The sequence below is a fragment of the Pseudofrankia sp. DC12 genome (assembly GCF_000966285.1).
Taxonomy (GTDB): Bacteria; Actinomycetota; Actinomycetes; order Frankiales; family Frankiaceae; genus Pseudofrankia.
Window position 1 is genome coordinate 2,453,208 of record NZ_KQ031391.1, and the last position, 24,085, is coordinate 2,477,292.

Sequence of the window (24,085 nt, forward strand, 5' to 3'; positions counted from 1 at the left end):
CATGACCGCTTGATTCCGCCCTCTCTTTAAGGGCGAACGAGTATTCAAGCAAGGTACCAAAGGCAAATGAAAGTGTTGGAACATATCTGGTTCCACTGTGATTTACTCGACTTTCGCGTTCTTCTTGATCGGGAATGTTGGTTTGTCTTCGCGTGATGAGGTTTCTGTTCGATCGTGGTGAGCTGTTTGTGTGGTGCGGGTGTTTGGGGTGGTTTGTCGCCTCGGGTCGGTGCCTGTTTTGGGCTGTTCCGGGGGCTGTGGGCCGGTCAGGGGCCGGTCTGGGTGGCTGGTGGGGCGGGTTCAGGCCGCGAGGCCGTGCTCGGTGGTGTCCCAGGCCAGGTGGAGGGTGTGGATTTCCGCGGCGGTGGGCGTGACGGGGTCAGCTGGGCGAAAACGCGCGGTGATCAGGACGCGGCGTAGCTTGCCGAGGGCGTCGGCGGTCGAGACGGTCGTCTTGGTCGTGTACCAGGGTGCGCGGGCGGTGGCGTCGGCGACGTCGGAGTCGTGGTGGCCGGCGGTGAGGTACCAGGTCAGGGTGAGGGTCTGGGCGAGCAGGGCGAACGGGACCGCGTGCCGCACGGCCTGCGCGGTGCGGGTGTGGGTCTGTCCGACGCCGAAGAGCTGCTTGGCGTCGGCGATCGCGACCTCGACCGCCCAGCGGGCGGCGTACCGCTCGGCGATCGTGGCGGGGCGGCTGAACAGGTCCGTGCTGATCAGGGCGAGCAGCGGGCGGCCGGGTTCGCGGACGAGCACGAGCTGGACGAGGCGGGGGCCGAACACCGAGTACCACAGGCAGACGGTCACCGCGACGTCGACGGTGTGGACGCGGCCGTAGCGGGTGACGGTGGTCGGGCGGAAGTCGGCGGTGGCGGCGAGCTGGGTGATCGTGGCGAGCCGGTCGCCCTTGACGCGGGGGCGGCCTCGGCGGCCGGTGCGCGGCGGGGCCGGCGCGAACAGGGCGGCGTCGGCACGCGGTCGAGTCGTCCAGGTCACGTTGCGTGGCAGGGACTTCAGCTCGCCGCCGGCGTAGGCGGAGTCCGCCACGACGTGGACCTGGCGGTCCGGGAACAGGCGGGCGAGCCGGGCCGCGGCGCGGGCGGCGAGCCACAGCCGGGAGCCGGACATGGTGCCCTTGACAACCAGGCACGCGTAGACCGGCAGGCAGATCGGCCGCGCGAAGACCGTGCCGCGCAGGACGACACCGACGATGACCCAGTTGTTGCCGAAGCCGACCGGCGTCTCGCCCTTCGCGGCGCCGTCGTGGAACCAGCCCGCGGCGAAGACCTTCCGCCCGGCGCGGTGGAAAAGGGTGGGCGGAATCAAGCGGTCATGGCGACGACGGTTATCGGCCCGGGGCCGGTGAGCAGACCGACGACGAGACGGGCCAGCGTGTCGCCGACCTCGTCGAGCGTCCAGGCGGCCTTCGCGAAGAAGTAGTGGGCCCGGTGGTGCGGGGTGTCCCGATGGCGGCCGGCGCCGACGAGCATCCCGACGACGGTGCGCCGCCCGGGCGCGGCGACCAGCCCGGTCGCCAGCATCCGGAACGCGGCGAAGCTCGGCGCGGTGAAACACGGCCGGAAGTACTCCAGCAGGACGGCGAACGACGGCGGTATCGTGACGTGCGGGAGCATCGGCGACCCACTCTTCGGAGTGTTGGTGTGGAAACGCCGATGCTCCCGCCACCAGCCCCGTGAGCTGGACCTTCCCCTCATCAACACTCCGCGTGAAGCCACGCGCGGAAACAGCCGGCGAACATGCCCACACTGAACCAGTCAAATCATCAACCTCCTTGACGACCCACAAAACCGATCATGAAAAGTGCGAAACTCGAGGAGGAACGGCACCTCGTACCAGTGCCTGCAGGAGAAGATCTTCGCACCAGGCGTGTTCGACCAGGCCTGGGGATCACTCAAATGCAATCCCAAATGCAACGACCGCGACCCGAAACACTTCAACACCTACTACGCCCAGCGAGACGCCTGCCAGAACAGCCGCGTCAAATGCGCGATCGGAGAAGCGGTCGCCTGGACGTTGATTGGGCTGGCGGCGCCGGAAGTCGACGGCGCCGAAGCGGTCGGAGCCATCGCGAGGGTCGTCGCCGGGGGTACAAAGGCCGAGGAAGCCGCAAGCGGCGGCGGGCGCTTGTTGTGGACCTCCTGGCAGAACTATCCAAAGGTGACGCAGGAAGGCCGGGAATACGCGCAGATCGGTGACCGCCTCTACACGCAGCACGCTGTAGACCGGCTACAACCGTCTGGTCTCGGCGCCCCCGCGGGAGCGCCCGGTGCCGGGCGGAGCATCTCGCCGAACTTCGTAGATGATGTTCTAACGAGTACGCGCGGCGCGCCAGTCAAGGGGCCGAACGGAGAGGCCCGACTCTCGTACAAAAGTGGTACAGTCGAGGTCATCACGGAAAACAACATCGTCATTACGGTGATCACACGATGAGCTTTAGCGAGTACAACCGGCGTCTTCTGGTCAATCTGCATGATTCCATGGCATTGTTCATGGAAGGCAAGCTAGATCTTGACGAGATCCAGTCAGTATTGCAAACGATCAGTTCGATACTTGAAAACGACGGGACGGGCGTAGCCAATTTCGTTCGTCTCGCGGAGGCTGATGTCGAGGGGATTCGCTTCACGCGGCTCCTTGGCGAACAGCGCTCCGCTGTGATCTTCCGTCTAGACCAACTAATTGAACTCCTGTCAAGAGGGGACGTGCTCTGAGTCCGACGCTTACCTGCGACTCCGAAGGTCGGCTCGCCGAACGTTCTGACGCCGAGATTTCGGTGAAAGTGCTCGACAATGGCGGCGGGGCGAGTGACATCGTAATCAGAGATCCTTCGAACCCGAGCGGACAGCCGACGACGGTTATGAAGAACATGCCAAACCGCCAGGTTCAGGCGCGAGTAGCGGACGGCCGGTGGTCCTAGTGCTCTTGAACGAGCGTCTACGCTGTTGCTTCTGCGGCAAGGGCGTGGAACAACCTGAGTATATAGAGATCGAACTCCGCATTGAAGGAACATCGGCAACCCAGTTTCTTGGCGCGCATAGGCGTCACCTCGTCGAACAACTTGCCCCAGGATTCTCGATCGAGCTTGAAGGCGAGCGCGACTCCGCTGGCGACATCGGAGGTCACTGATCTCTCCGAGAATTTTGGATGCTCTCACACGAATGACTCTCTTTAAGGGCGAACGAGTATTCAAGCAAGGTACCAAAGGCAAATGAAAGTGTTGGAACATATCTGGTTCCACTGTGATTTAAGCAGTAGTTGATACATCTGCGGCACGCGACTGCTCGCAATGGCCTGGAGCGTCGGAAGGTGATCGTTGACTACATGAAGGTGTTCGATTCGAACGGGCCCCATAATCCTGGGAATTCTGTGGACCGCGACGGGTTGTGATCTTTCCTGGCTGGTGGCGCGGAGCGCCACCTGCACGTGTGCCGTGGGGTCGCGGTGGGCCGATTCGGGTGTGCCTTTTCCTGGTCTGTTCGGTGTTGTGGCCCGGCGGCGGGCTGGCCCGCGGCCGGGTTCGGGGCGGGTGCTCGGTTGGGCCGCTCGATGGAAGAGTTGGTTCCGAGCCAAGTAACCACAAGCGACTGGTTTCATGATCAACCGTGTGGATGATCTAGTGCGCCGAAGATCATGATGCTGGCTGGTTGCGGCGTTCTGGTTCGGTGGGGCGGGGTCGGGGGATCAGGCCGTGTTGGTGGGCTGCGGCGCCGAGTTGGAAGGGTGTGGAGACGTTCAGTTCGTTGCGGAGGTTGGCGATGGTGCGGCTGACGGTGCGGACGTGGATGTGTAGGCGCGCGGCGATCGCGTCTTCGGTGAGGCCTTCGTTGAGGAGTGCGAGTACTTCGGCGTGGCGGTTCGCGGGGTTGGTGCGCGGCGGTGGTGGTGTCGCGTCGCGGTGGATCTGTTCGATCAGGTTGGTGACGAGCTGGCGTAGGGCTGGGGTTCGGAAGGCGAGCGCGCCTTGGGCCAGGTCGGTGGCGTCGATGGGGAGGAGGGCTGTCTGCCGGTCGACGACGAGCATCCGCATGGGGACGTCGGGGCTTTGACGGATCCAGTCGGCGGTGCGTAGCTGGTCGCCGGCGGTGCGCGCGCAGGCGGCAGCGAGGAAGTCGGGCGTCCAGACCGACGTGATCGCGACGCCGCGCCCGGCGGCTCGGAGCAGGGCGTGTATCAGGTGTTCGCTGTGGTCCTGGGGCAGTGTCGGGCCACAGAGCAGGAAATGGACGTGGGATCGCGCGGTGTCGAGGAGTCGGGCGACGCGTGCGTGGGCCTCGTGCGGGTGCAGAAGCTCGACGTCGTCGCTGGGAAGGCTTCCCGTGAACTCGGTGCCCGCGAGGATTGCCGCGCGGAGGTGTTCGGCGTGGCGGGTGAGTGCAGCTGTCCAGTGGGCGGCGATCGCGGCGTCCTGGCGTGCCTGCTGGGCGCGCGGGACACGCCTGGGATGGGGTGGCGCCCAGATCCCGTCGATCTCGCGGAGGAGGCCCCGTTCCTGTAGCCAGGCGATCTCGATGTGGGTCTGGCGCAGGGATCGGCCGGCGAGGTCGGCGACGGTGGCCAGGTCGGCGCATGGTCGCTGCACCGCGGCGGCGAAGACGCTGGCCGCGACGTCGTCCAGTCCGAAAGCGGCGGCGAGTGCGAGGCTCGGTGTGGGTTCAGGCGCGAGGGATGTCGTGGTGCGGTCGTGGTAGCTGTCGCTGATATCCGTCGGATGGCGTGGCACGTTCTTTTCCCATCTCCCACGAACGAACCGCGTCATGCGCCCGTCGAGACAAAGAAAGATCGCGAATTGGCTCGGCTGCGGCCATCTCGAGTTTCGCACTTTTCATGATCGGTTTTGTGGGTCGTCAAGGGAGGGCGGAATCAAGCGGTCATGGCGACACATGACTTTCCAGCAGCTCGGTAAAGACCTCGAGCGGCGTCGCCCATTTGAGCGTCTGCCGTGGCCGCCCATTCAGCTGCGTGGCCACCATATCAAGTTCTTCCTGCGTGTGCAAGGACAGGTCGGTGCCCTTCGGGAAGTACTGGCGCAGCAACCCGTTGGTGTTCTCGTTCGAGCCGCGCTGCCACGGTGAGTGCGGGTCGCAGAAATACACGGGAATACCGGTGCGGACGGTGAAATCGGCGTGCCGGGCCATCTCCTTTCCCTGGTCCCAGGTCACCGAGTTCCGCATGAACTCGGGCAGGGTCTCCATCTTCTTGCCCAGCAGGTAGGCGACCTTGTCGGCGTTACGGTCGTACGGTATTCGCACCAACATCACGAACCGGGTCGTGCGCTCGACCAGCGTGGCGATCTGCGACTTGTTGCCCTTCCCGATGATCAGGTCGCCCTCCCAGAAACCGGGGACGGCGCGGTCCTCGGCCTCCTTCGGCCGCTCGCTGATGTTGACCATGCCGACGATCCCGCCCCTGGTCAGGGTGCTGCGCGACCGGTTGACCCGCCTGGCCCGGCCCTTACGCAGCGCGATCTTCAGTTCCGTCCGCAGCTCGCCGCGCGCCTGGAGGTAGAGGCACTCGTAGATTGTTTCGTGGCTCACGCGCATGCTCTCGTCGTCGGGAAAGTCCGTGCGCAGTCTCTCGCTGATCTGCTTCGGCGACCACTTCTCGACCAGGCCGGTGTTCACCGCGTCGTGCAGCTCCTTCGACGCGACGAGTTTCCGTTCCTTCGGGCGGGCGCACATCAGATCACACCGTGCCTGCGCATCCACCGCCCGATACGCCGCGGCACCGCCGTTACGCTCGATCTCCCGGGAGATCCCCGAATGATGACGACCGAGCACAGCGGCGATATACCGAGCCGAACGCTCCTGACTCAACTCCCGCGAGATGACCTCGCGGTCCTCCACCGTCAACCGCTCCCGTACGCCCATCCACCATCCAGCCCCTCGACACCATCGCGATCATCCTATCGGGGCGTCGCTACGACCGTTTGATGCCGCCGAGTATCAGTCGAATATACGGTCCAGCCATCGACAGTCACCGGGGGTGGCGCATCCGGCGGCTGAACTGTATGTTCACGGAGCCGTCCTTATCTCTCGAGTTTCGCACTTTTCATGATCGGTTTTGTGGGTCGTCAAGGAGGTTGATGATTTGACTGGTTCAGTGTGGGCATGTTCGCCGGCTGTTTCCGCGCGTGGCTTCACGCGGAGTGTTGATGAGGGGAAGGTCCAGCTCACGGGGCTGGTGGCGCAATGCCAGTGAGCGGAGCTTGATCGCGTTTGCGGAGTGGTCTGGCTGGGTCTTGACCGGCGGTCACGGTGGGTGACGGTCGAGGGGTGGGGTGGCCGCGGGTGGCCGGGTGGTGTGACACGCCCGGCTGAACGGGGAACGTCCGGGTTGCGGCGATGTGGGCGGATCTCCGGGTAGAGATCGGGTGTCGAATCCATTTTCCCTGGCCCGGAGTCCGCTGTGTCTTTCTACTCTGTCGTGGCGTCGGTCGTGCTGCCTGGGGTGGCTGGCGGGCTTGCCGGTGCGGGGCTGGTCGCGTTGCGTGCCGGGGACGTGGCGGTGGGGCGGGCGCGGACGGCGGGGCGGCGCGGGGGTGGGCAGGCGCCGGTGGCGGAGCGGCGGTCGTTGCTGACGCTGGCGGACGGGGCGCGGCCGGTCGGGCAGGGCGATGACATCGTCATCTACCGGCCTGTGCTGCGCGGTGTCGCGAGGACGTATGACGACGGCCAGATCCGGGTGGTCGGCCGGGCGGCGGACTTCGTGCGTCTCGGGCTGCTGGAGGCCGAGATCGACCGGCTGCTCGGTCCTGACGCGATCAACAGGCTGGTCGGTGAGCTCGCCGCGGGGAACGACGCCCCGGCGGCCGGCCCGGCCCTGGCCGCCGACGAGGTGGCCGGTGGGCAGGAGGGGGATACGGCGCGGGTGTTGACCCGGCCGGTGCTCGCGCGGGCGCTGATTCTGGGGATGGTCATGGCGGACACGTCGTGGGATGACGTGCTGGCGGCCCTGTTCGGTGAGCTGGCGGAGGTGCCGTTCACCGCGTGTGGTGCGGTCCCGGCGGGGTCGGGGTTCTCGAGGGCGCGGCGCGCCCTGCCCGGCGCGGTGCTCGACGAGCTGTGTGCCCGGCTGCTCGCCGCGGTGCGTGGCGAGTTGTCCGGCACCGACGGCGCGCAGGCGCTGACGGCGGGGAGCTTCCGCCTCGCCGGGTTCGACGGGACACTGGTCCGGCTGCCCGACACCGCGGACAACCGGGCGTTGTTCGGGGCGGGCACCGACCCGGCGCCGTACCCGCATGTGCGGCTCCTGCTCGACAACGATGCCGGGACGAAGGCGCCGCTCGCCTACGCCTACGGCCCGTCGAGCGGGGCGAAGGACGTCGGCGAGCAGGCCCTGCTCGAGCAGGTCGCCGAGGCGCCCGGGCTGCGCCGGCCTGACCTGCTGCATATCGGTGATCGCAACTTTCCCGGCGCCGACCGGCTGGAGCGCCTCGCCGCGGACGGGATGAAGCTGCTCGTGCGGCTGCCCGGCGGGATCACCGTGCGCCGGGTCGGGGACTGGCTGCCCGACGGGTCGTTCCTCGCTGACCTCGGTGCCGAGAAGGTCCTGGCCGGCTGGCGGGTCGTGGAGTACGACGTGTTCGCGGGCGGGGTCCACACCGGTGAGACGTTCGCGGTGGCCACCAACGTCACCGACCCCGCCGCGCTGTCCGCCGCGCAGGCCGCCGACGCCTACCACGCCCGCTGGGGCGCCACGGAGACCCCGCTGCGCGAGCAGAAAGCGGCCCTCCACCGCTCCGGGCCGGGCAGCGGCCCGATGCTGCGCGCGACCGACCCGTTCGAGGCCGCCCAGGAGATCCCCGCCTGGATCCTCGCCACCAGCCTCATCCGGGCCCTACAGCGCACCGTCGCCGCCCAGGCCACCCCCGCGGCCCGTGGCGCCCACGCCGGCCAGCCCGTCCTCGTGCGCGCGCTGTCCTACAAGGCGGCCCGGCACGCGGCCCTCCGCCACCTCGGCTGCGCGACCGCGGGCCTCCCCGACGAGATCATCCAGACCCGGCAGCGGCAGGCCCTCCACACCCTCGGTCGCCGCCGCCACACCCTCGGCCGCGGCCGCACCCGCGACCGCGCCGCCAAGAGCGCCTCCGACTTCCCGACCGCCCGCCCCGGCATCACCACCCGCAAGGTCACCTACACGGTCCGGATCTGCGGGCCGATCCGCAACCAGACGCCCGCCACGCTCTCACTGATCACCAACGGTGATCACATCACCGACAGCGACCACATGCCGGAACAAGCCAAGGCCGCCTGACAGACGCGATCAAGCACCAGTCACTGGCATTGGCGATATGAAGGCCGTCTCCGAGCTGCTCGGACACGCCTCCATCCAAATCACCGGCGACATCTACACCACCCTCTTCGACCAAGCCAACCACGAAGCCGCCGAAGCCGCCGCCAACCTCGTACCCCGCACGAACCGCCCCACCGGCTGGGACGAGATCCACCTCAGACTCGAGGCGCCGAACGCTGCGAATCCCAGCCCACCCGAGATCGACACCCAAGACCTCGGCCTATAACGCCGCGAAATCCATTCGCGCCGGCCCCACAACGGGGCCGGCGCCTTTTCTTTCATACCCCAGGTCCCGATGGGCCGCACACGGCCAGCCGGCCCACGCCCCAAATTCCACCACCGGCATTCGTCACGCTGAGTGACCAGCGAGCGGGGGCCTGAAATTAGTTGCGGTCGCAACGTCAGTGGACCGTCAGTGCAACGGCCTCCCGACACCCCGCAGCGATCTTGAACGTCAGACCTGAACCACTGCAGCCAAGGGGAAACTGGACTGTGGACCAGGTGCACCAGCATCCGAACCGTTCGATCTTGGTTGTCGGCCCTGAAATCACCGTCCGGCCAGTCGCCACACGTGCCCCGAACAGGCACGATGGTCGGTGACCGCGCCGATCAGAACATCATCCACTGGATCGAACGTAAGTTCCGGCTACCTGGCGGTTCCGGAGGTCCCGGTGCATCTGCCGACCGTAATCGTGGGGATGGCGGTCGGACTTGCGTCGGTCACCTTCCTCGGGGAAGAACTCGGTGAGGAAGCCGTCTCTGTCGTACTCGTGGGCGGGGCTCATGCGTCACGCTCCTTGAGATAGAGGGGGTGCCTCGTAGAGCTGGTCGAGGGTGATGGCCGCAGTGCGGTCGGCCGTGGCGGCGGTGACGGACGGGTCGAAGCCAGCGCCGCTGTAGCAGGTCAGGGTGGTGTCGCGGGTGTCGTAGCCGCGGGCGGCGAGCAGGTCGCGGGCGCGGCGGAGTCGGTCGACGTGGCGGGAGTCCATGACGTCGCCCCATTTCGCCTCGCCGAGGGACACGATGCGGCGGGGCTCGCCGGGCACCGGTGGGGCCAGCACAGCCACGTCGATCTGGATCTGGGTCCTGCGCTCGGGGTCGGAAACGACACCGGCGCCGACCTCGCCGGGGAACTCGCCGAACAGGTCGGGCGGGGCGAAGGCCGCGTGGTCGCGGCAGAGCTGCTCGAAATGGGGGCCGAGGACCTGCGCGGAGAAGCGAGGGCGGGCGTCACGCCAGACCGCGGCGGCCCGGCCGCTTTCCAGGAATCCCCAGCGGGGCCTCATGACGACCTGGTAGAAGACGATCAGCGGCTCGGCGATCCGGTACACCGCCCGGCCCTGGCGGAACAGGTCCTCCTCCCTGCGCAGCAGCCCACAGTCCTCCAGGACACCCAGGTGGTGCGAGATGTCGGTGGCCTTCCGGCCGACGTAGCTCGCGATGCCGCCGCGGGTGTTGGAACCGCCGGCGACAGCGGCGAGCACCGAGTGGTACATCGCCGAATCGCGGACGCCGGCCTCCTCGTCGAGCAGGTAGCGGGCCTCCCGGAACAGTGGGCTGCCCGGGTTGAGGACCGTGCGCAACACCCAGTCGTCGAAGTCGCCGGGACCGGCGGGGACGTCGTCGTTGACGAACCTGCGATAGGCCGGGGTGCCGCCGACGACGGCGTGCTGCGCGACCGCCAGCCGCGGATCCGTGATGCCCCAGAACCGGGCCGCCAAAGGATACTCGAACGGGTGTACCACGACTTCCAGGTTCGCCCGGCCGCGCAGCGGCGCGCTGCCGGCCAGCAGCCGGCCCATCACCGACAGCGCCGAGCCACACAGCAACAGCGACAGTCCCGGCTCGCCTCGCCGCGCCGCCGACGCGGCGCGGTCGAGCTCCCGCTGCAGGATGGACGGCAGCGCTGGCGACACCGCGCTCAGGTAGGGAAACTCGTCGATCACCACTGGGCCCGGAAGGGTCGCACCGACCGAGAACAGGTACCGAACGGCCTCATCCCAGGTCGCGAACCGCGGCGGCGTCGGCAGCCGAGTTGCCTCCGCGAGCGCCTCGGCGAACAGCGCCAGCGACTCGGTCTCGGTCGCCTCGGTGGCGCCGAAATAGAGCCCACCGGTCTGGCGGGCCAGCTCCTCCAGCAGGAACGTCTTGCCCTGCCGCCGCCGCCCGCTGACCACCCCCAGCTGCGCGGACCCGCCCACGCGGGCCGCGAAGCGCACCAGGTGGCCCCACTCGAAGTCGCGGTCGAACACATGCGCAGGCTTCTCGATCACATCCGCCACCGCCGCTCGCCAGAAAACTAGAACTGTACTTCTAAGAACTGTACTTCTAATCCCAGGCGCCGCCGCCGCGCACGGACGGTTTGCCACCCGGCGAGCGGGCCTGCGCCGGGAGCCGACGGTGGAGTCCGGCCGCCGCGGCCGGTCAGGCCGCTGGGGGCTGACGGATGGCTCGCCGGTGCTCACCACCAGGTCACAGCCCAGGCGGCAGCCAGCAAGCCCGGCCAGGACCGGCCGCCCGGGCTGCGGTAGACACGTCCCGGCGATGGCCGCCGACAGCCGGATGATCTTCAGGCGTTGAGGCGGATGTGCCGGAGCTGGACGGCGAGTTGGCGTCCATGTCGCACGAGTCGCCGTGCTGTGTCAGGAGCGAGCGTGAACCCCGTGTGGCTTGCGATGTTGTCCGCCACGGCGGAGATCGACAGGGTGTCGGTGTCGAGGTGGCGGGCGAACTCAGGGGCTTGCAGGACGTCGAGGGCGTGGTCGAGCTGGCGGGCGCTGTAACTGCGGGACGTCTGTCGCTGTGAGGGCTCAGGACATCCTTGACAGTTCGTCCTCAGTACACGCTTGACGGTGATCCACCGCCCGTGATCTTGTTTGGCCGGTTGTTGGTGGCGGAATGGGCGGGTTTGTGGATCAACAGGCGGTGGTCGAGTACCGGTATCGAGCAGTGTGCGAGGTGTTGGGCGGGTCGCCGATCGGTGAGGTCGCAGTCCGGTATGGCACGACCCGGCAGTCGTTGGACACGTGGCGGACCCGGTTCACAGCCGAGGGGAAGACGGGCCTGGCGGATCGTTCCCGCCGTCCGCGCACGAGCCCGATGAAGCTGGACGCCGAGGTGGAAGCGCTGATCTGCGAGCTGCGCCGGGAGCATCCGCGATGGGGAGCGCGCCGGATCTGCCACGAGCTCGCCGGCCGTGACCTGGCGGTGGCGCCGTCGCGGGCGACGGTGCATCGGGTGTTGACCCGTAACGGGATGATCGACCCGCAGGCCCAGGCGCCCTGGTGCTCTGCAGGTAGCCGTAGTCGACGGGATACACCGCCCTGCGGCACCCGCGGGTGCCTACCGCCGGGCCGTGCGTTCTTGGTGCTGACCCAGCGGCGCTGCCGGTGACGACCGCGGGTGTCACCCGAAGTCGCCGCTGCCCAATACCTCGGCGAGGCAGAGGCGGTTCGCATGGCCGCAACATGGTCGTCCAGCCGGGGCTCGAACCAGCTGTCGACCCCCTGACCAGCACCGTTCCACAGTGCTGGATCTCAAGACGATAGATCGCGAACCGCATTCACCCAGATCAGAGGCATGATCAAAAAATGGGTGGGGCGGGTGGGGCTCGAACCCACGACCGGAGGATTATGAGACAATTCTTCCGATGTTTTCACGCCTGTCGGCGCGTGTTGCAGGGTGCTGTCGAGTGCCGAAATCTGTTGGCCTGTTTGGGGATTCGTCGATCCGGCACCGACTACTGTAACGCCCGGTGTCAATCCGTGTCGCGCGCTGACATTCAGTTCGGCAGCGGTTCGGCAGCGGCCAGCTGGGAGCTGATGTTACGGATCGTAGCCGGGTGCTCTGATCTCCTCTTCGCGGATCAGCCGGTTCGGGTCGTCGTCGTAGAATACCTTGAACGATCGGCCGCTCAATTCTTCGTAACGGACCAACGCTGGCATCGGCCAGAGGTCCCGGCGCCAGCCCTCAAGGCGACCGAGGACAAGCCATTTTCCCTGCCTCAAACCAAGGTGGCCGAACTTGCCGACCAAGGCCGCGTCCCCAGGTAGGAGGCCCTGAACGTCAGCAAGCGTCGGAACTGTGTCGCGGCGGGGACCGAAGAAGTACCCCAACAGGACACCGTCCCGGTTCGCGCGAGCCACTATACCGTAGCCGCCCTCACGGAGCGGCACAGCGAACCAGTCGCCCTCTCGATAGCTGGTCTTCACCATCTCAGCCCAAGACCATTCTTTCGATTTCGAGGTGGCTGGTGCAGGTGGTGGTGGGGGTGCCGAAGAGGTAGTAGGCGCGGGTGTCGGTGAGGGTGGCGAGACCCGCGCTGCCGGCTTCGGCGCCGATGAGTTTTCCGGTGGGGTCGTAGGCGTAGAGGGTGCAGTCGTGGAAGGCTGGCTCGTTCGACAGGTCCTCGTAGGCGAACGTCTGGCTGCTGTTACGCCAGGAGACTCGGCCCAGCGCGTCGTACTCGTAGCCGGTCGTCGTCGCCCCGCTGGCTGTTAAGCCAGTGCCTCGATCTTCTCACGGTATTTCTCGCGTTAGCTATTCTTCGTTCGTTGGTGGCGGGGAATCAACAGTTCGGCGCGGTCGAGATCTTCGCGGGTTCTCGACCTCCTCTACGCCGAGCTCCAGAGGAAGAAGATGCTTACCGGATCCACTGTCCGTAGGGCGCTTCAAGGAGCCGTAATGAAGTAACCAAAGCATGCTCAGTTGCATCGACCCAGGTCGCGGGCCCGCAGCAAATGAGAGATGCGCAAGTTATTTAATTTCGACTGCCAAGACTGTCGCGATCCGATCCACGGCGGGCGCCGAGAGTCCAGTTCGGATGTAGTATTCCGCCCGAGAGACGCTGATACATCCCTCCAAGATCGCAACACCAAGGCTGACAGACTCGTCGAAGGTCAGCCGGATGACGACCGACTGCGGGTCGATTTCAATTTCCATCCTCACCCCAGTCTTTTAAGGAAATTCTCCAAGGTGGTCCGAAAGGCGGTCATTGAGGTAGAACTTCTTTGGATGATCACCACGCCGTTTTCCCGGTTGTACCATGCGACACCGGGACCCTTCGCGAGCGATTCGCCATCGCCTCGCCGAACGAATGAATCGAGATAATCCGCGAGTTCGTCGTCACGAATATCCTCCTGTCGCAGAGTTCGAAAATCCAAGTCACGATCGCATAGCTGATTCTACATACCGTCCTTGGCAAGGAGTCGATCGCGTGCGACTCCGATCGCCCACTCAACAAGATCGACATCTACATCGCCGCGAGTATCAAGATAGAGAACGTTTGGATCGTCATCGTTCTGTAGCACGACTATCTTCAAGACGCCTCCCTCCTCAGTCTGCTCGCTAAATTCAACGACCTCGGATTCACCAATTATGTCAGTCACCTGAGTCACGGCTACCCTTCGACCCCGAAAGAACGCGATCATTTCACTCTCTGAATCACGAGACGAGGCCAACGAAAGTTCCATCCAACTGCCATCTCGCCCCAATTCCAGAGCCGTTAAATCGGAAGGTCCTGAGCTGCTGGTATACCCCAGCGACCCGACCAGACTCTACCGATTCTGTTACATCTGAACTTGTCAAGAGACTTCGAATGAATGCCTCTCCGGCAGCATTATACCCCGCCTCATTTCCGAGCTCAGGTATCAAGTGTGTCCACGCGTCCACCTCCCCCTGACGCCCGAGCTTCTTCGTCAATGCTCGGCCAACGTTGGTCCACGGGGTGTTCTTGTACTGAGAGGTCGCCGAATCGACTAGTTCTGCCGGGCTCAGACCTGAATATCCTTCTCCCTCGCCATCTTCTGGATCCAGCTCGCCGCCGCCGTTACTGATTGGTGGCGGCGTGCCATCACCGCCCTGGCCAGTGCCGCCGTTGCCGGTTTGGGTGGGCGGGTTGACCGGGTCGTCGCCGATGCAGTGGGCGAGGCCGTCGTCTTTGCAGGCGGAGGCTGAGGCAGTGTATTGCAGGCCGGCGGTTTCGTCGGTGGTGGGGCCGAGGTCGGCGTCGAGGGGGCTGGAGTAGGTCTGGGGGACGTCGGTGGGCTTGGGGATCGTGCCGTTGTTACCGACCCCGTGCGTTGAGTCGGGGTTGACGTGCAGGGTTCCGTGGACGACCGAGTTGGGGTCGGGGTAGGTCTTCTCGGCTGCCTTCGGGGTGGTCCTTCTTCTGGTCGAGCAGTTGCATTCCTTCGAGGACTTTGTGCGGTGGGTTTGTTGCTGGCTCGGAGCTGGGGCACGGCGGGTGTCGTGCAGTTGCTTGGGCTGCGCCTGGGAGTCGCTCGAGGAGTCGGTCGAGGTGTCGGCGCCGAGGTACTGGGAGGCGTAGACGTCCGCGGCTGCCTGGCCCTCGATGTAGGCTCCGGCCTCCGGGCTTCCTACTTCCTCGCCCTCTTCGGCCTCCGCTCCGGCGAGCGCCGTAGCTATGGCTCTCTCGTTTCTCGGGTCGGTGGCCTCCCTCTCGACCGCCCTGACGGCCGACGCCGCGTAATGCTCCAACTCCTTTACGAAGCGGCCGGTTGGGTCGCTCTGCGTGATCGGATTGGCGCCTGCGTAGGTGTAGAGGTTGTCGGCAGCGGTGCCGGTCCAGGGAAGGGTGGTTGAGTCGCGCCTGGTGAACGTGCCGGTGGAGGGGGTGTACCAGCGGGCGTCGGCGTTGAGTTGGCTGGTGGTGGGGTCCGACCAGCCGCCCTGGTAGCCGATTTCGAGGTGGCTGGTGCCGGTGGTGGTGGGGGTGCCGAAGGGGTCGTAGGTGCGGGTGTCGGTGAGGGTTCCGGTGGTGGTGAAGGCGGCGACGGTGTCGCCGTGGGGGTTGGTGAGGGTGGCCAGCCCCGCGCTGCCGGTGTCGGCGCCGATGAGCTTTCCGGTGGGGTCGTAGGCGTAGAGGGTGCCGTCGTGGAAGGCGGGTTCGTTGGTCAGGTCGTCGTAGGTGAAGGCCTGGCTGCTGTTGCGCCATGAGACCCGGCCGAGTCCGTCGTACTCGTAGGTGGTGGTTGTCGGGCCGGTGGCGACGGAGGTGAGCTGGTCGAGGGCGTTGAACGTGTCGGTCGTCGTGCTCGACCCGGTGGTCGAGGTGGTGAGGGTGCCGCGGGCGGTGTAGGTGTAGCTGGCGGTGCCGTCGTTCAGCAGCCGGTTGCGGGCATCGAAGGTGGCCGTCGTGCCACCGACGGAGGTGCGGTTGCCGGCGGCGTCCCAGCCGTAGGCCGTGGTGGTGGCGGCCTGGCTGGTCCAGGAGGTGAGCCGGTTGGCCTGGTCGTAGCCGTAGGACTGGGAGCCGGCGCCGGCGACGCCCGCGGGGCCGATCGTCGTGGCGGTCAGGTTGTCGTTGTTGTCGTAGCTGGAGGTCTGCGAGCGCAGCGTCCCGGCGGGTCCGGTGAGGGTGTCGGCGGTGGTGCGGCCGAGCTGGTCGTAGCCGTAGCTTTCGACGGCGCCGCTGCTGCCCGTGGCGTAGTCGATCGAGGTCAGCTGGTCGGCGTCGTCATAGCTGTAGGTCCGGGTCCCCGACGTGCCGGCGCCGGTGACGGTGGCCAGGTTGCCGCGGGTGTCGTAGGTGTAGGCGGTGGTGAGGCCGGCGTTGCCGCGTGAGGTCAGCCGGCCGTCGGCGTTGTACTGGAGTGACGCGTCGCCCTCGGTGCCGTGGGAGCCGGTGTGCAGGTCGCGGTCGTCGTAGGAGAACTCCTCCGAGGCGGACGGCGAGTCCTCGTTGGTCAGGTTCCCGGCCAGGTCGTAGGCCAGGGTCCGGGACGCCGACGCCACGCCCGTGCCGGTGCCGGACTCGGCGATCAGCTGGCCGAGGGCGTTGTAGGTGGAGGTACGGGTGACACCGCCGGGCTCGACGACGGTGGTGGGCAGGCCGCCGGTGTCGTAGGAGGTGGTCCAGGTGCGGTCGGTGAGGTTCGGGTAGGCGGTGGTCGACGGCTCGATCGTCTTCTCGGGCAGGCCGAGGCTGTTGAACGTGGTGATCGTGGCGTGGCCGTTGCCGTCGGTGAGCCGGGTACGGTTCCCGGCGGCGTCGTAACCGGCCGACGTGGTGATCGAAGTACCCGCGGCGACCGGGACCGTGATCGAGCGGAGCTGGTCGAGGGCGTCGTAGGTGTCGGTGGTGGTGTTGCCGTTCGGGTCGGTCTGGGAGGTGACGTTGCCCGCCGCGTCGTAGCCGATCGAGAGGCTCCGCAGCTGGGTGTTCGTGTTCGAGACCTGCGCGGCGCCGGTCTGGCGGCCGGCCCGGTCGTAGGCGTAGGTGGTCTTGCGGCCGAGCGGGTCGGTGCTCGAGGCGAGCCGGCCGGCGAGGTCGTAGGTATAGGTGGTGGTCTTACCGGCCTCGTCGTGGGTGGCGGTGAGCTCGCCGACGCCGTTGTAGTCGGCGGTCGCGGCGGCTCCGGCGCTGACGTTCGTCGGGCGCAGGATCTTGTCGAGGTCGCCGGCGTCGTCGTAGCCGTAGTAGGTGGAGAAGGTGGCGCTCGGGGTGCGTTCGGTGCTGGTCGTCGCCCAGAGGCGGTCGAGGTCGTCGTAGGCGTGGAACAGCCAGGCGCCGTTCTGGTCGACGGTGGTGACCAGGTTGCTCGCGTCGTCGTAGATCGCGCGGCTCACACCCGGTGCCGGCAGCCCGTCGACCTGCGGGTCGGTGACGGAGACGACCCGGTCGCGCATGTCGTAGACGGCGGTCGTCGTCTGGCCGCGGGTGTCGACGTGGGTGAGGACGTTGCCGTTGTGGTCGTAGGTGAACGACTCGGACGGGGTCGACGCGGACCCGCCGGGCGGGGTGTACGACGGGTGGCTGACCTGGGTGGGCCGGCCGAGTGCGTCGTAGGTCGTGGTGGTGGTCAGGTTGCGGGCGTCGCGGGTCTGGGTGACCTCGCCGAACGTGTCGTAGCCGACCGTCCCCGTCGGGGTTCCGGCGCTGGCCGCGTTGCCGTTCTCCTCGACCTGCACCGACGGGGCGGTCACCTGGCCGACCGCACCGGCCGGGTTGGTCGTGACGTGTGTCGTGTAGGCCGGGTCGAAGGCGGAGCCCGGGGTGTAGCCGCGCGGGTCGACGAGCGTCGTCGTATAGCCGCGCTGGTCGCGGGTGACCGCGGTGGTGAAGCGGGCGACGCCGTCGCCGAAGACGGTCGTCGAGGTCAGCCGGGAGGCGTTGTCGTAGCCGTACTCGGTGCGTTCGGTCGTCGACGTGCCGGCGGCGCCGGTCTCGATGGCGGTCGGGTCGCCGTTCGCGTCGTAGGACAGCGCCGTGGTGCGGTGGACGCCGGCCGGGTCGAGCGCGGTTCCGGTCGCGTTGCCGGCCTGGTCGTAGCTGGCGGTGGCGGTGGTCAGCCCGCCGCCGGTGACGGTGCTGGTCTCGTTGCCGGCGCCGTCGTAGGAGTGGTCTTCGAGGACGATGGTCCGCGTCGTTGAGGAGAGCGTGCCGGTGGCGAAGTCGGGGTTGTGGTAGCCGGTGAGGGTGACCTGGTGGAGCTTGCCGTCCAGCCAGTACGTGTAGTTCGTCGTGCGTCCGAGCGCGTCGGTGACGGAGGCGAGCCGGCCGGCGGGGTCGTAGGCCCGCGACTCGAGGACCAGGTCCCGGGGTGACGTGCCCGCGACCGGGTCGTCGACGAAGTTCTTCAGCGTTGTCGTCGCGAGCTCGCCCAGCGGGGTGTAGGTGTAGGCGGTGACGGTGCCGTTCGGGTCGGTCGTCGTCGCGACGTTGCCATTGGCGTCGTAGGTCTGCGCGCTGGTCGCGGCGACCGCGGTGCCGGAGGCGGCGGTGGTGGACAGCAGCCGGTCATCGGCGTCGTAGGTGTAGGTGGTGGTGCGGGCGGTGTCGCCGCCGGTGGCGTCCGAGATGACGGCCTGGGTGAGATTGCCGTTGGTGTCGTAGGTGTTGGTCGTGACCCGGGTGTGGGTGGTGGCGGTGATCGGGTTGGTCACGCCGGGTTCGGTGACGGTCGCGACCTGGGAGAGCTTGGTGTAGGTGTAGGTCGTCGTGAGCCCGGACGGGTAGGTGTCCGAGGTCTCCTTGGAGGTGAGCCGGCGGCCGATCTCGTCGGTGGTGTAGTCGTGGACCAGTCCGGCGGGATCCTGGTCGTGGCGCAGGTCGCCCTTCGAGTCGTAGCCGTAGGTCGTGACCTTCCCGCGGGCGTCGGTCCTCGACGCGAGCAGGCCCGCGGGTTCGGTTCCTCCACCGACGGCGGTCTCGGTGCCGACGGTGTAGCTGGAGCTGGTCGTGGTGCCGCCGGGGAACGCGGCGGTCGGCGGGCTGGTCGTCGAGACCAGATTCCCGAAGGGGTCGTAGCCGTAGGTCGTCTTGTAGGCGTCGTCGTTCGGTGCGGCGGAACGGCCGTCGCGGTGGGCGACGATCAGGTCGTCGCGGGGGTCGCCGGGCGGGCCGTTGTAGTAGTCGTAGTAGTCGGTGACCGGCCAGGTGCCCGACGCGTCGGAGGACCGCACGACCGTGCGCGCCAGGACGTTGCCGTGCGCGTCGGTCTGATAGCTGGTGACGTTGCCGTTCTCGTCGGTGGCCTGGGCGAGGAACCCGTCGTCGTTGTAGGTGAACGTCTTCGTACCGGTCGGGCCCGTCTTGGACAGCAACTGGCCGTAGACCGAGTAGGTCCAGTCGATGGTGGTGCCGGCCGGGTCGGTGGTGCGCACGACGATGTTCGGGCTGGTCGCGGTCACCGCGTAGGTGCTGCGATGCCCGAGGCCGTCCTCGCGCCAGGCCACCGTGCCGTCGGAGTTGTAGCCGACCTTGGTGTTCAGGTTGCTCTCGGGCAGCGAGATCTGGGTCAGCTCGCCGGACGAGCTGTAGCTGTAGGTTGACCCGCCCGTCGTGAGGCCCGGTGTGGTCACCCCGCTCAACCGGCCGGAGGTGTAGCTGTACTTCCACGTCAGCGCCCCGCCGTTCGCCGCGACCGAGGGTGTGGCGACCTGGGCGATGTGGGTGTTGTCGGTGGTCCAGGTGAAGGTCAGCGCCCGGCCGGACGTGGTGTTCGTGGCTGTGGTGAGCCGGGAGTTGGCGTCGTAGGCGAGGGCGACCCGGTTGCCGGCGGGGTCGGTGGTGGCGAGCAGCTTGCCGTCGGAGCGGAACGCGTAGGAGGTGCCGCCCTTCTCGGTGAGCTCGGTGGCGGCGGTGGTGGTGAAGGTGTCGATCCGGCCGGTACCGGCGGCGTCGGCGTACGGGCCGGCGCGGCTGGCGAACAGCAGGGCCGGGTCGTGAGTCGAGAGGATCTGGGTGCCGTTGCGCAGCACCGAGATCGACGTACCGGACGTGACGATGCTCAGCACGTCGGCCGCGGTACAGCAAGCGCCAGCCGCCGTCGCGACCACAGTGTCGGCCCCTGCGACGCGTTTGACCAACTGCCAGCTGTTCGACGCCGGCTGTGCGACCAGGCGCCAGTAGTTGCCGGCGTCAGCGGCGCGGAACGCGACGCCGACCCCGGCCTGGGCGACCGGCTCGGTGAAGCTGATCGTGCCGTCGGCGGCACCGCTGACCGTGGTCAGGTTGTGCCCGGAGCCGCCCGCCGTCGCGAGGTAGGCGCTGTTGCCGCTGATACCCCAGGTGCCGGCCAGACCGGTGAAAGGCTCGCCGTCGTCGCTGGCCCCGAGGCTGGTGGCGCTGTTCGCGCCGGTGAACGTCGCCCGATGCCCCTCAGGCGTAATGGTCAGGCCGTCGATCCGGCCGGTGCCGGTCGACTGGGCGTACAGGCCGGCCTTCGTCGCGGTCGAGAACGCGCTGTCGGTCGCGGTGCCGACGACGACGCCGTTGCGCAGCATCTGCAGGGTGCTGCCGACCATCCGGACGCCATAGGTGTCCGTCGTCGCGCAGCAGACGCCCGTGACCGTCTTGACGGTGGACTCCAGGCCACCGGAACGTTTCGCCAGGACCAGCGACGTTCCGTTCTCGTAGAGCATCCACATGTTGTCCGCGTCCTGGACCCGGAACGCGACGCCGAGCCGGGACTGCGTCGTCGGCGTCGAGAACTGGATCGTCCCGTCCGCCGGCGCCGGTACGACCGCCACCGACTTGAAAATTCCGGCGGACACGAGGTAGGCGGAGTTGTTCGAGATACCCCAGGTGCCGGCCAGTGCCTGCCAGGTCTCGCCGGTGTCCGTCGCGCCCAGGGAGCTGGTCGAGTTCGCGGCGGTGAACGACGCCACCCGCGGTTCGGACGCCTGAAGCGACGAGTAGTAGCCGTGTTCCGGCTCGTAGGTACCGTCGCCGTTGCGACCGAACAGGGTTGTCCGGCCGTCGCCGCCACGGACCTGGACGTTCCCGGGACCGGAGGTGGCCGCGCCGGCGGTCATGTCGTAGGCGCTGGTCCACCCGGTGCCGAACAGGCCGTCGGTCGTGCTCTTCGAGTTGTAGGTACGCGCCACCGACAACGCCGGACCCGCACCCTGCACCGACGCGTCCGTGACCTGGGTCGTGAAGTTCTGCGTGAGCGGATTGACCCCGGCGACGGCGGGCGCGTAGGTGTTCGCCCCATAGTCAGCACCGACCGTCGCGTTGTAGTTCACCGGCTCCAGCACCAGCGGCGACGACCACAGACTCTGTGATGTGCCGTCAGAGACCTGGACGCGCCAGTAATAGAGCTGTCCCCAGGTCAACGGTGTCGGCGGAGCCCAGACCGGCCACGCCGTCCAGCCTGAGGACTGGCAGGTTCCCGAGTTCGCGTCCGTCCCGGTACACAGCTGGAACTGGTACGTGAGCGGGTCGTTGTCCGGGTCGAGCGCGAGCACACCCAGCGTCGGCTGCGTCGAGGGAACCTCGGACCCGGAGATCGGCGAGACACCCACGATGTACGGCGACTGGTTCACCCCGGCGGCGACGTTCACCGGGGTGGCGAGCTCCCCGACGCCCTGGCCGGAGAACCAGGACGTGCCGGTCTGCTCCATGTCCCAGCGGATCGTGTAGTTACCCGACGACAGGCTGGAGAGGTCCACCGACGCGTTCACGTCCACGGACTGGTTCGAGGACACCGTCGTCGGGATCGGAGTCTGCAAGCCCTGGTGGATCAGCTCGAACGTGTTCGTCGCGTCGAAGATGTGGTACGACAACGCATAACCGGCGCCGGCCGTCCACGTCGCCTGGCCGGTGTTCTTCAGCCGGACCGTGATCTGCCCCGGAGCGGTCGTCGTCGGCGGCACCGACCACGCCGGCGTCCCGGACGGGAACGAGTACTCCGCGCCGTACGGGGTCCATTCCAGTTCGAGGCGCGGGCGGTAGTCCGACGTCGGGTCCGCCGGGTTGCACCAGCAGTTGTTCGAGTAGAACGACTTCAGCCACTGAGTGTCGGTGTCCGACGTCGTCAGCCCGAGGCCGAAGTTGGCAGTCGGGTCGTGGGTCCAGGTGTTCACCAGGTTGCTCAGCCGGGTGTCGTAGTCACCGATGAACTCCCACGACCCGCCACACGACGAGCTGCTGTCGTCGGCGAACGACTTGTTGGCGACCTCACCACCGAGCGTCGCGCCCGGCCAGGTCATGTTCGTGCCGTTCCAGCCGAACGCCACCGACCGCAGGCTCACCGGGTGGGCCGTGCACCCGCTGGCGGAGAACCAGTTGAAGATCTTGACGTGCGCGTTGGTCACCGTCGCGTTCGTCAGCGACGCGTCGCCGGGGAAGCTCAGATACCCGTGCACGATGTCGTTGGTCGGCGAGTAGTAGCCGGCCTTGATATCCAGCTCCGAGGCGTAGTTCGTCGACGGACTGGCTGACGACACATACGTGTCGTCAGCGCCGGTCAGCAGCGTCGACACGTTCGGGTCCACCTTCACCGGGAACACCCGCTCCGGTGCCGCCAGCCATGCCTTGTCGAGGTCCACCTGCAGCGCCTGCTGGCCGTTCGACACGGTGACCAGGCTGTAGGTCACTCCACGTGAGTAGGCGTAGAAGCCGTCCTTCGTCGTCGGCCGGGAGTCGGCCATCGACCCGTGCGGGATCAGCGCCCGCACCGTGGCGCCCTTGTCCAGCAGCTGGACGTCGCCCTGGTCGTCGAGGCTGGCGGTCAGCCCGGACAAGGTCAGCGGATACACCCACGTCGTCGGCGCCGCCGCCGACTTCAGCACCAGGACTTCCTTCAGCCCGCCGGCGGTCGGCCCCAGCTCGAGGTCAGCCTGGTCCCGCACTCCGGTGAACGTCGCCTTCGACCCATCGACCTTGGCCGCCACCCCGGCCGCCTGCGCGATCCCGAAACCGAAAGACAGGCCGCCGCCGAGGTCGATGCTGCCCAGCTCGGCGTCGTTCGCCTTCGGCGCGACCTCCAGGCCGGCCTGCGTCGACCTGGCGTGCAGCCGGCCCTTGTCCCCAGCAACCAGCGACGTGTCGATCCCGACCCAGTCACCCTTGGAGCTCTTGAACCGGTCCGAGCCCATCGTCGCCTCGGACGTGTACGTGCCGTCCGGGTTGTGGAACACCTGCGACGACGCCGTCCGTAGCCCCGGAACCTCGACCCGTCCGGCTTGCGGCTTCATCTCGCCGCTCGCGTCAGGCCTCGTCACCGCCTGGGGCCGAGACGGCCCGAGCTGCGCGCCCCGCGGCGTGGAAGCCGCCCTCGCCGCCTCATCCGCTGAAGGCTTCTGCGGCGTGAACGCAACCTGTTTCAGCGGCGTGATCGTCGCCCCCGTCGACGCCACCGCCCCCGCCACCACGGGGGCCTTGCCCCGCAGCGTCGCCGGGCCTGTCTTCGCCGTGCCCTGGGTCGCGCTCGTCGGGACCAGGCTGACCTTCCCCGCTGCGCTACCCGACGACGATTCCGGCAGCTTGTCCGAGCCGCGAAACGGGTTCTGATCGGCGATCGGCACAGCCTTCGGTCTGGCCGGCGCGTCCAGCACGACCAGCCCGACGACCGCGAGTAGCACCGCCAGCAGCGGCGCCACCCGGCGGACCCGGGCGTCACGCCGCCACATGCGCCGGCCGAACGAGAGACGGCCAAAGGAGAGGAGGCTACGGGTGGCGGGGCGGTGCCGGCCGGACATCAAGGCTCCCGAACAAGACGTGAGCAGGACAAAGCCGAACCAGGAGAGACCGGGCTGGGCAGCCGTGCCCACGCCGGCGACCTGCCCTCAACAACCAGCCCCGGCGACGAACGCCGATGCCGTTCAGGGCAGCGCAAAGAGACCAGATAAGGAGGCAGGAGAAAAAGATGCGCGGACAGCGTCGTACACGCACGACCACCTGACCCAGGGCCGAGAACGTCCCGGCTCAAGGACTGGCGCACACCACGTCAAGTGGCGGGCGCCAGCATGCCACAAACACCGCCGAGGCACAACCTGTAGTAGAAATCCCCACCTAGATCTTCATGGGCAACACGGACAGTAACACTACAGGCAAGTAGAAGATGCAATCCAGACCCGGCGCGCGCCGATACCGCCAACACCCCGCCCCGCCGGGGATGACCGACCTAGATCTACACCAGGACCTCTACCTGCATAGTTGCCCAGATCTGAAAACTTCCACGCGTTCCCTGTGTAGCAAGGCCGACGATGTGGCACGATGGGCGACCGTGTACTCCTGACAGAATTCAACCGCTCGCCGGCAATCATGCCGCAACCCCACGGTTCACCCTCGGTACAAATCGCCACCAGTCACCTTCGGTAGTCAGCAGGCTGTTCAGGGCTCGTTGTCACTGCCGAACGACGAAACCCAACTAGCTCGCAACACCTTCCGGCGCAAGCTACGATGAATTTGTCGCGCCGTTGATAGGCCAGCTGCCTCCCGAGCCCTGGCTGTCGCTTCCGCATGCCCGAGAAGCGGCGCGCTCCAGCGCCGCGCCCCGCCCTGTTCTGTTTTCGCGATGGCCCAGAA

At 67.3% G+C, this 24,085-nt stretch carries 14 protein-coding genes; 5 read left to right on the plus strand and 9 right to left on the minus strand.

Annotation, left to right across the window (positions count from 1 at the left end):
- Positions 1 to 300 precede the first annotated feature (300 nt).
- Entirely contained in the window at positions 301 to 1,323 is a 1,023-nt protein-coding gene (locus FRADC12_RS09915; RefSeq protein WP_045876444.1) for an IS701 family transposase, read from the minus strand.
- Entirely contained in the window at positions 1,320 to 1,631 is a 312-nt protein-coding gene (locus FRADC12_RS32990) for a transposase (RefSeq protein ID WP_045876445.1), read from the minus strand. Before FRADC12_RS32990 ends, FRADC12_RS09915 begins: the two co-directional genes overlap by 4 nt.
- A 253-nt stretch (positions 1,632 to 1,884) precedes the next feature.
- On the opposite strand from FRADC12_RS32990, the gene FRADC12_RS31020 reads away from it, so the two are divergent.
- Together FRADC12_RS31020 and FRADC12_RS09925 are read left to right on the plus strand one after the other, a co-directional pair.
- Complete coding sequence (locus FRADC12_RS31020) at positions 1,885 to 2,448, plus strand: hypothetical protein (RefSeq protein WP_157488760.1); 564 nt, start codon at positions 1,885 to 1,887, stop codon at positions 2,446 to 2,448.
- The gene (locus FRADC12_RS09925; protein ID WP_045875071.1) at positions 2,445 to 2,726 is read left to right on the plus strand and encodes a hypothetical protein; all 282 of its coding nucleotides are present in this window, start codon (positions 2,445 to 2,447) and stop codon (positions 2,724 to 2,726) included. The genes FRADC12_RS31020 and FRADC12_RS09925 overlap by 4 nt, the downstream gene beginning before the upstream one ends.
- Before the next feature lie 223 nt (positions 2,727 to 2,949).
- Here FRADC12_RS09925 and FRADC12_RS31025 read toward each other — a convergent pair whose 3' ends face one another.
- From FRADC12_RS31025 to FRADC12_RS09935, 3 genes are all read right to left on the minus strand, one after another.
- On the minus strand, positions 2,950 to 3,138 hold the full coding sequence (locus FRADC12_RS31025; RefSeq protein WP_157488639.1) for a hypothetical protein: 189 nt from the start codon (positions 3,136 to 3,138) through the stop codon (positions 2,950 to 2,952).
- Positions 3,139 to 3,643: 505 nt separating this feature from the next.
- Positions 3,644 to 4,735 (minus strand): helix-turn-helix transcriptional regulator, encoded by a 1,092-nt coding sequence (locus FRADC12_RS28230; RefSeq protein WP_052710790.1) that lies wholly within the window; start codon positions 4,733 to 4,735, stop codon positions 3,644 to 3,646.
- Positions 4,736 to 4,883: 148 nt separating this feature from the next.
- Positions 4,884 to 5,882: an IS30 family transposase gene (locus FRADC12_RS09935; RefSeq protein ID WP_045875091.1), complete on the minus strand. Its 999-nt coding sequence runs from the start codon at positions 5,880 to 5,882 to the stop codon at positions 4,884 to 4,886.
- 538 nt (positions 5,883 to 6,420) lie between these two features.
- Between FRADC12_RS09935 and FRADC12_RS09940 the strand changes: the two genes are divergently transcribed.
- Positions 6,421 to 8,268, plus strand: coding sequence for a hypothetical protein (locus FRADC12_RS09940; protein WP_157488647.1), 1,848 nt, complete (start codon positions 6,421 to 6,423; stop codon positions 8,266 to 8,268).
- 37 nt (positions 8,269 to 8,305) lie between these two features.
- On the plus strand, positions 8,306 to 8,533 hold the full coding sequence (locus FRADC12_RS09945; RefSeq protein WP_052710791.1) for a hypothetical protein: 228 nt from the start codon (positions 8,306 to 8,308) through the stop codon (positions 8,531 to 8,533).
- Between the two features lie 562 nt (positions 8,534 to 9,095).
- Here the strand turns inward: FRADC12_RS09945 and FRADC12_RS09950 are convergent.
- Positions 9,096 to 10,580 (minus strand): AAA family ATPase, encoded by a 1,485-nt coding sequence (locus FRADC12_RS09950; RefSeq protein WP_084011301.1) that lies wholly within the window; start codon positions 10,578 to 10,580, stop codon positions 9,096 to 9,098.
- 637 nt (positions 10,581 to 11,217) lie between these two features.
- Between FRADC12_RS09950 and FRADC12_RS09960 the strand changes: the two genes are divergently transcribed.
- A complete protein-coding gene (locus FRADC12_RS09960; protein WP_198152842.1) occupies positions 11,218 to 11,700 on the plus strand; it encodes a helix-turn-helix domain-containing protein in 483 nt (160 codons plus the stop codon).
- A gap of 431 nt (positions 11,701 to 12,131) precedes the next feature.
- Here FRADC12_RS09960 and FRADC12_RS09965 read toward each other — a convergent pair whose 3' ends face one another.
- From FRADC12_RS09965 to FRADC12_RS09975, 3 genes are all read right to left on the minus strand, one after another.
- Positions 12,132 to 12,518: an Imm26 family immunity protein gene (locus tag FRADC12_RS09965; RefSeq protein ID WP_157488762.1), complete on the minus strand. Its 387-nt coding sequence runs from the start codon at positions 12,516 to 12,518 to the stop codon at positions 12,132 to 12,134.
- Positions 12,519 to 13,490: 972 nt separating this feature from the next.
- Positions 13,491 to 13,703, minus strand: coding sequence for a hypothetical protein (locus tag FRADC12_RS32110; protein ID WP_198152843.1), 213 nt, complete (start codon positions 13,701 to 13,703; stop codon positions 13,491 to 13,493).
- 46 nt (positions 13,704 to 13,749) lie between these two features.
- Positions 13,750 to 23,256 carry a DNRLRE domain-containing protein gene (locus FRADC12_RS09975; protein ID WP_283215120.1) on the minus strand — a complete coding sequence of 3,169 codons (9,507 nt, stop codon included), beginning with the start codon at positions 23,254 to 23,256 and terminating at the stop codon, positions 13,750 to 13,752.
- Positions 23,257 to 24,085 lie beyond the last annotated feature (829 nt).

Bases quoted from the DNA above. Each gene is read 5' to 3' on its own strand.
- FRADC12_RS09935 (WP_045875091.1), bottom strand. From the start codon at position 5,882: ATGGGCGTACGGGAGCGGTTGACGGTGGAGGACCGCGAGGTCATCTCG.
- FRADC12_RS09925 (WP_045875071.1), top strand. From the start codon at position 2,445: ATGAGCTTTAGCGAGTACAACCGGCGTCTTCTGGTCAATCTGCATGAT.
- FRADC12_RS09975 (WP_283215120.1), bottom strand. From the start codon at position 23,256: ATGTCCGGCCGGCACCGCCCCGCCACCCGTAGCCTCCTCTCCTTTGGC.
- FRADC12_RS32990 (WP_045876445.1), bottom strand. From the start codon at position 1,631: ATGCTCCCGCACGTCACGATACCGCCGTCGTTCGCCGTCCTGCTGGAG.
- FRADC12_RS09945 (WP_052710791.1), top strand. From the start codon at position 8,306: ATGAAGGCCGTCTCCGAGCTGCTCGGACACGCCTCCATCCAAATCACC.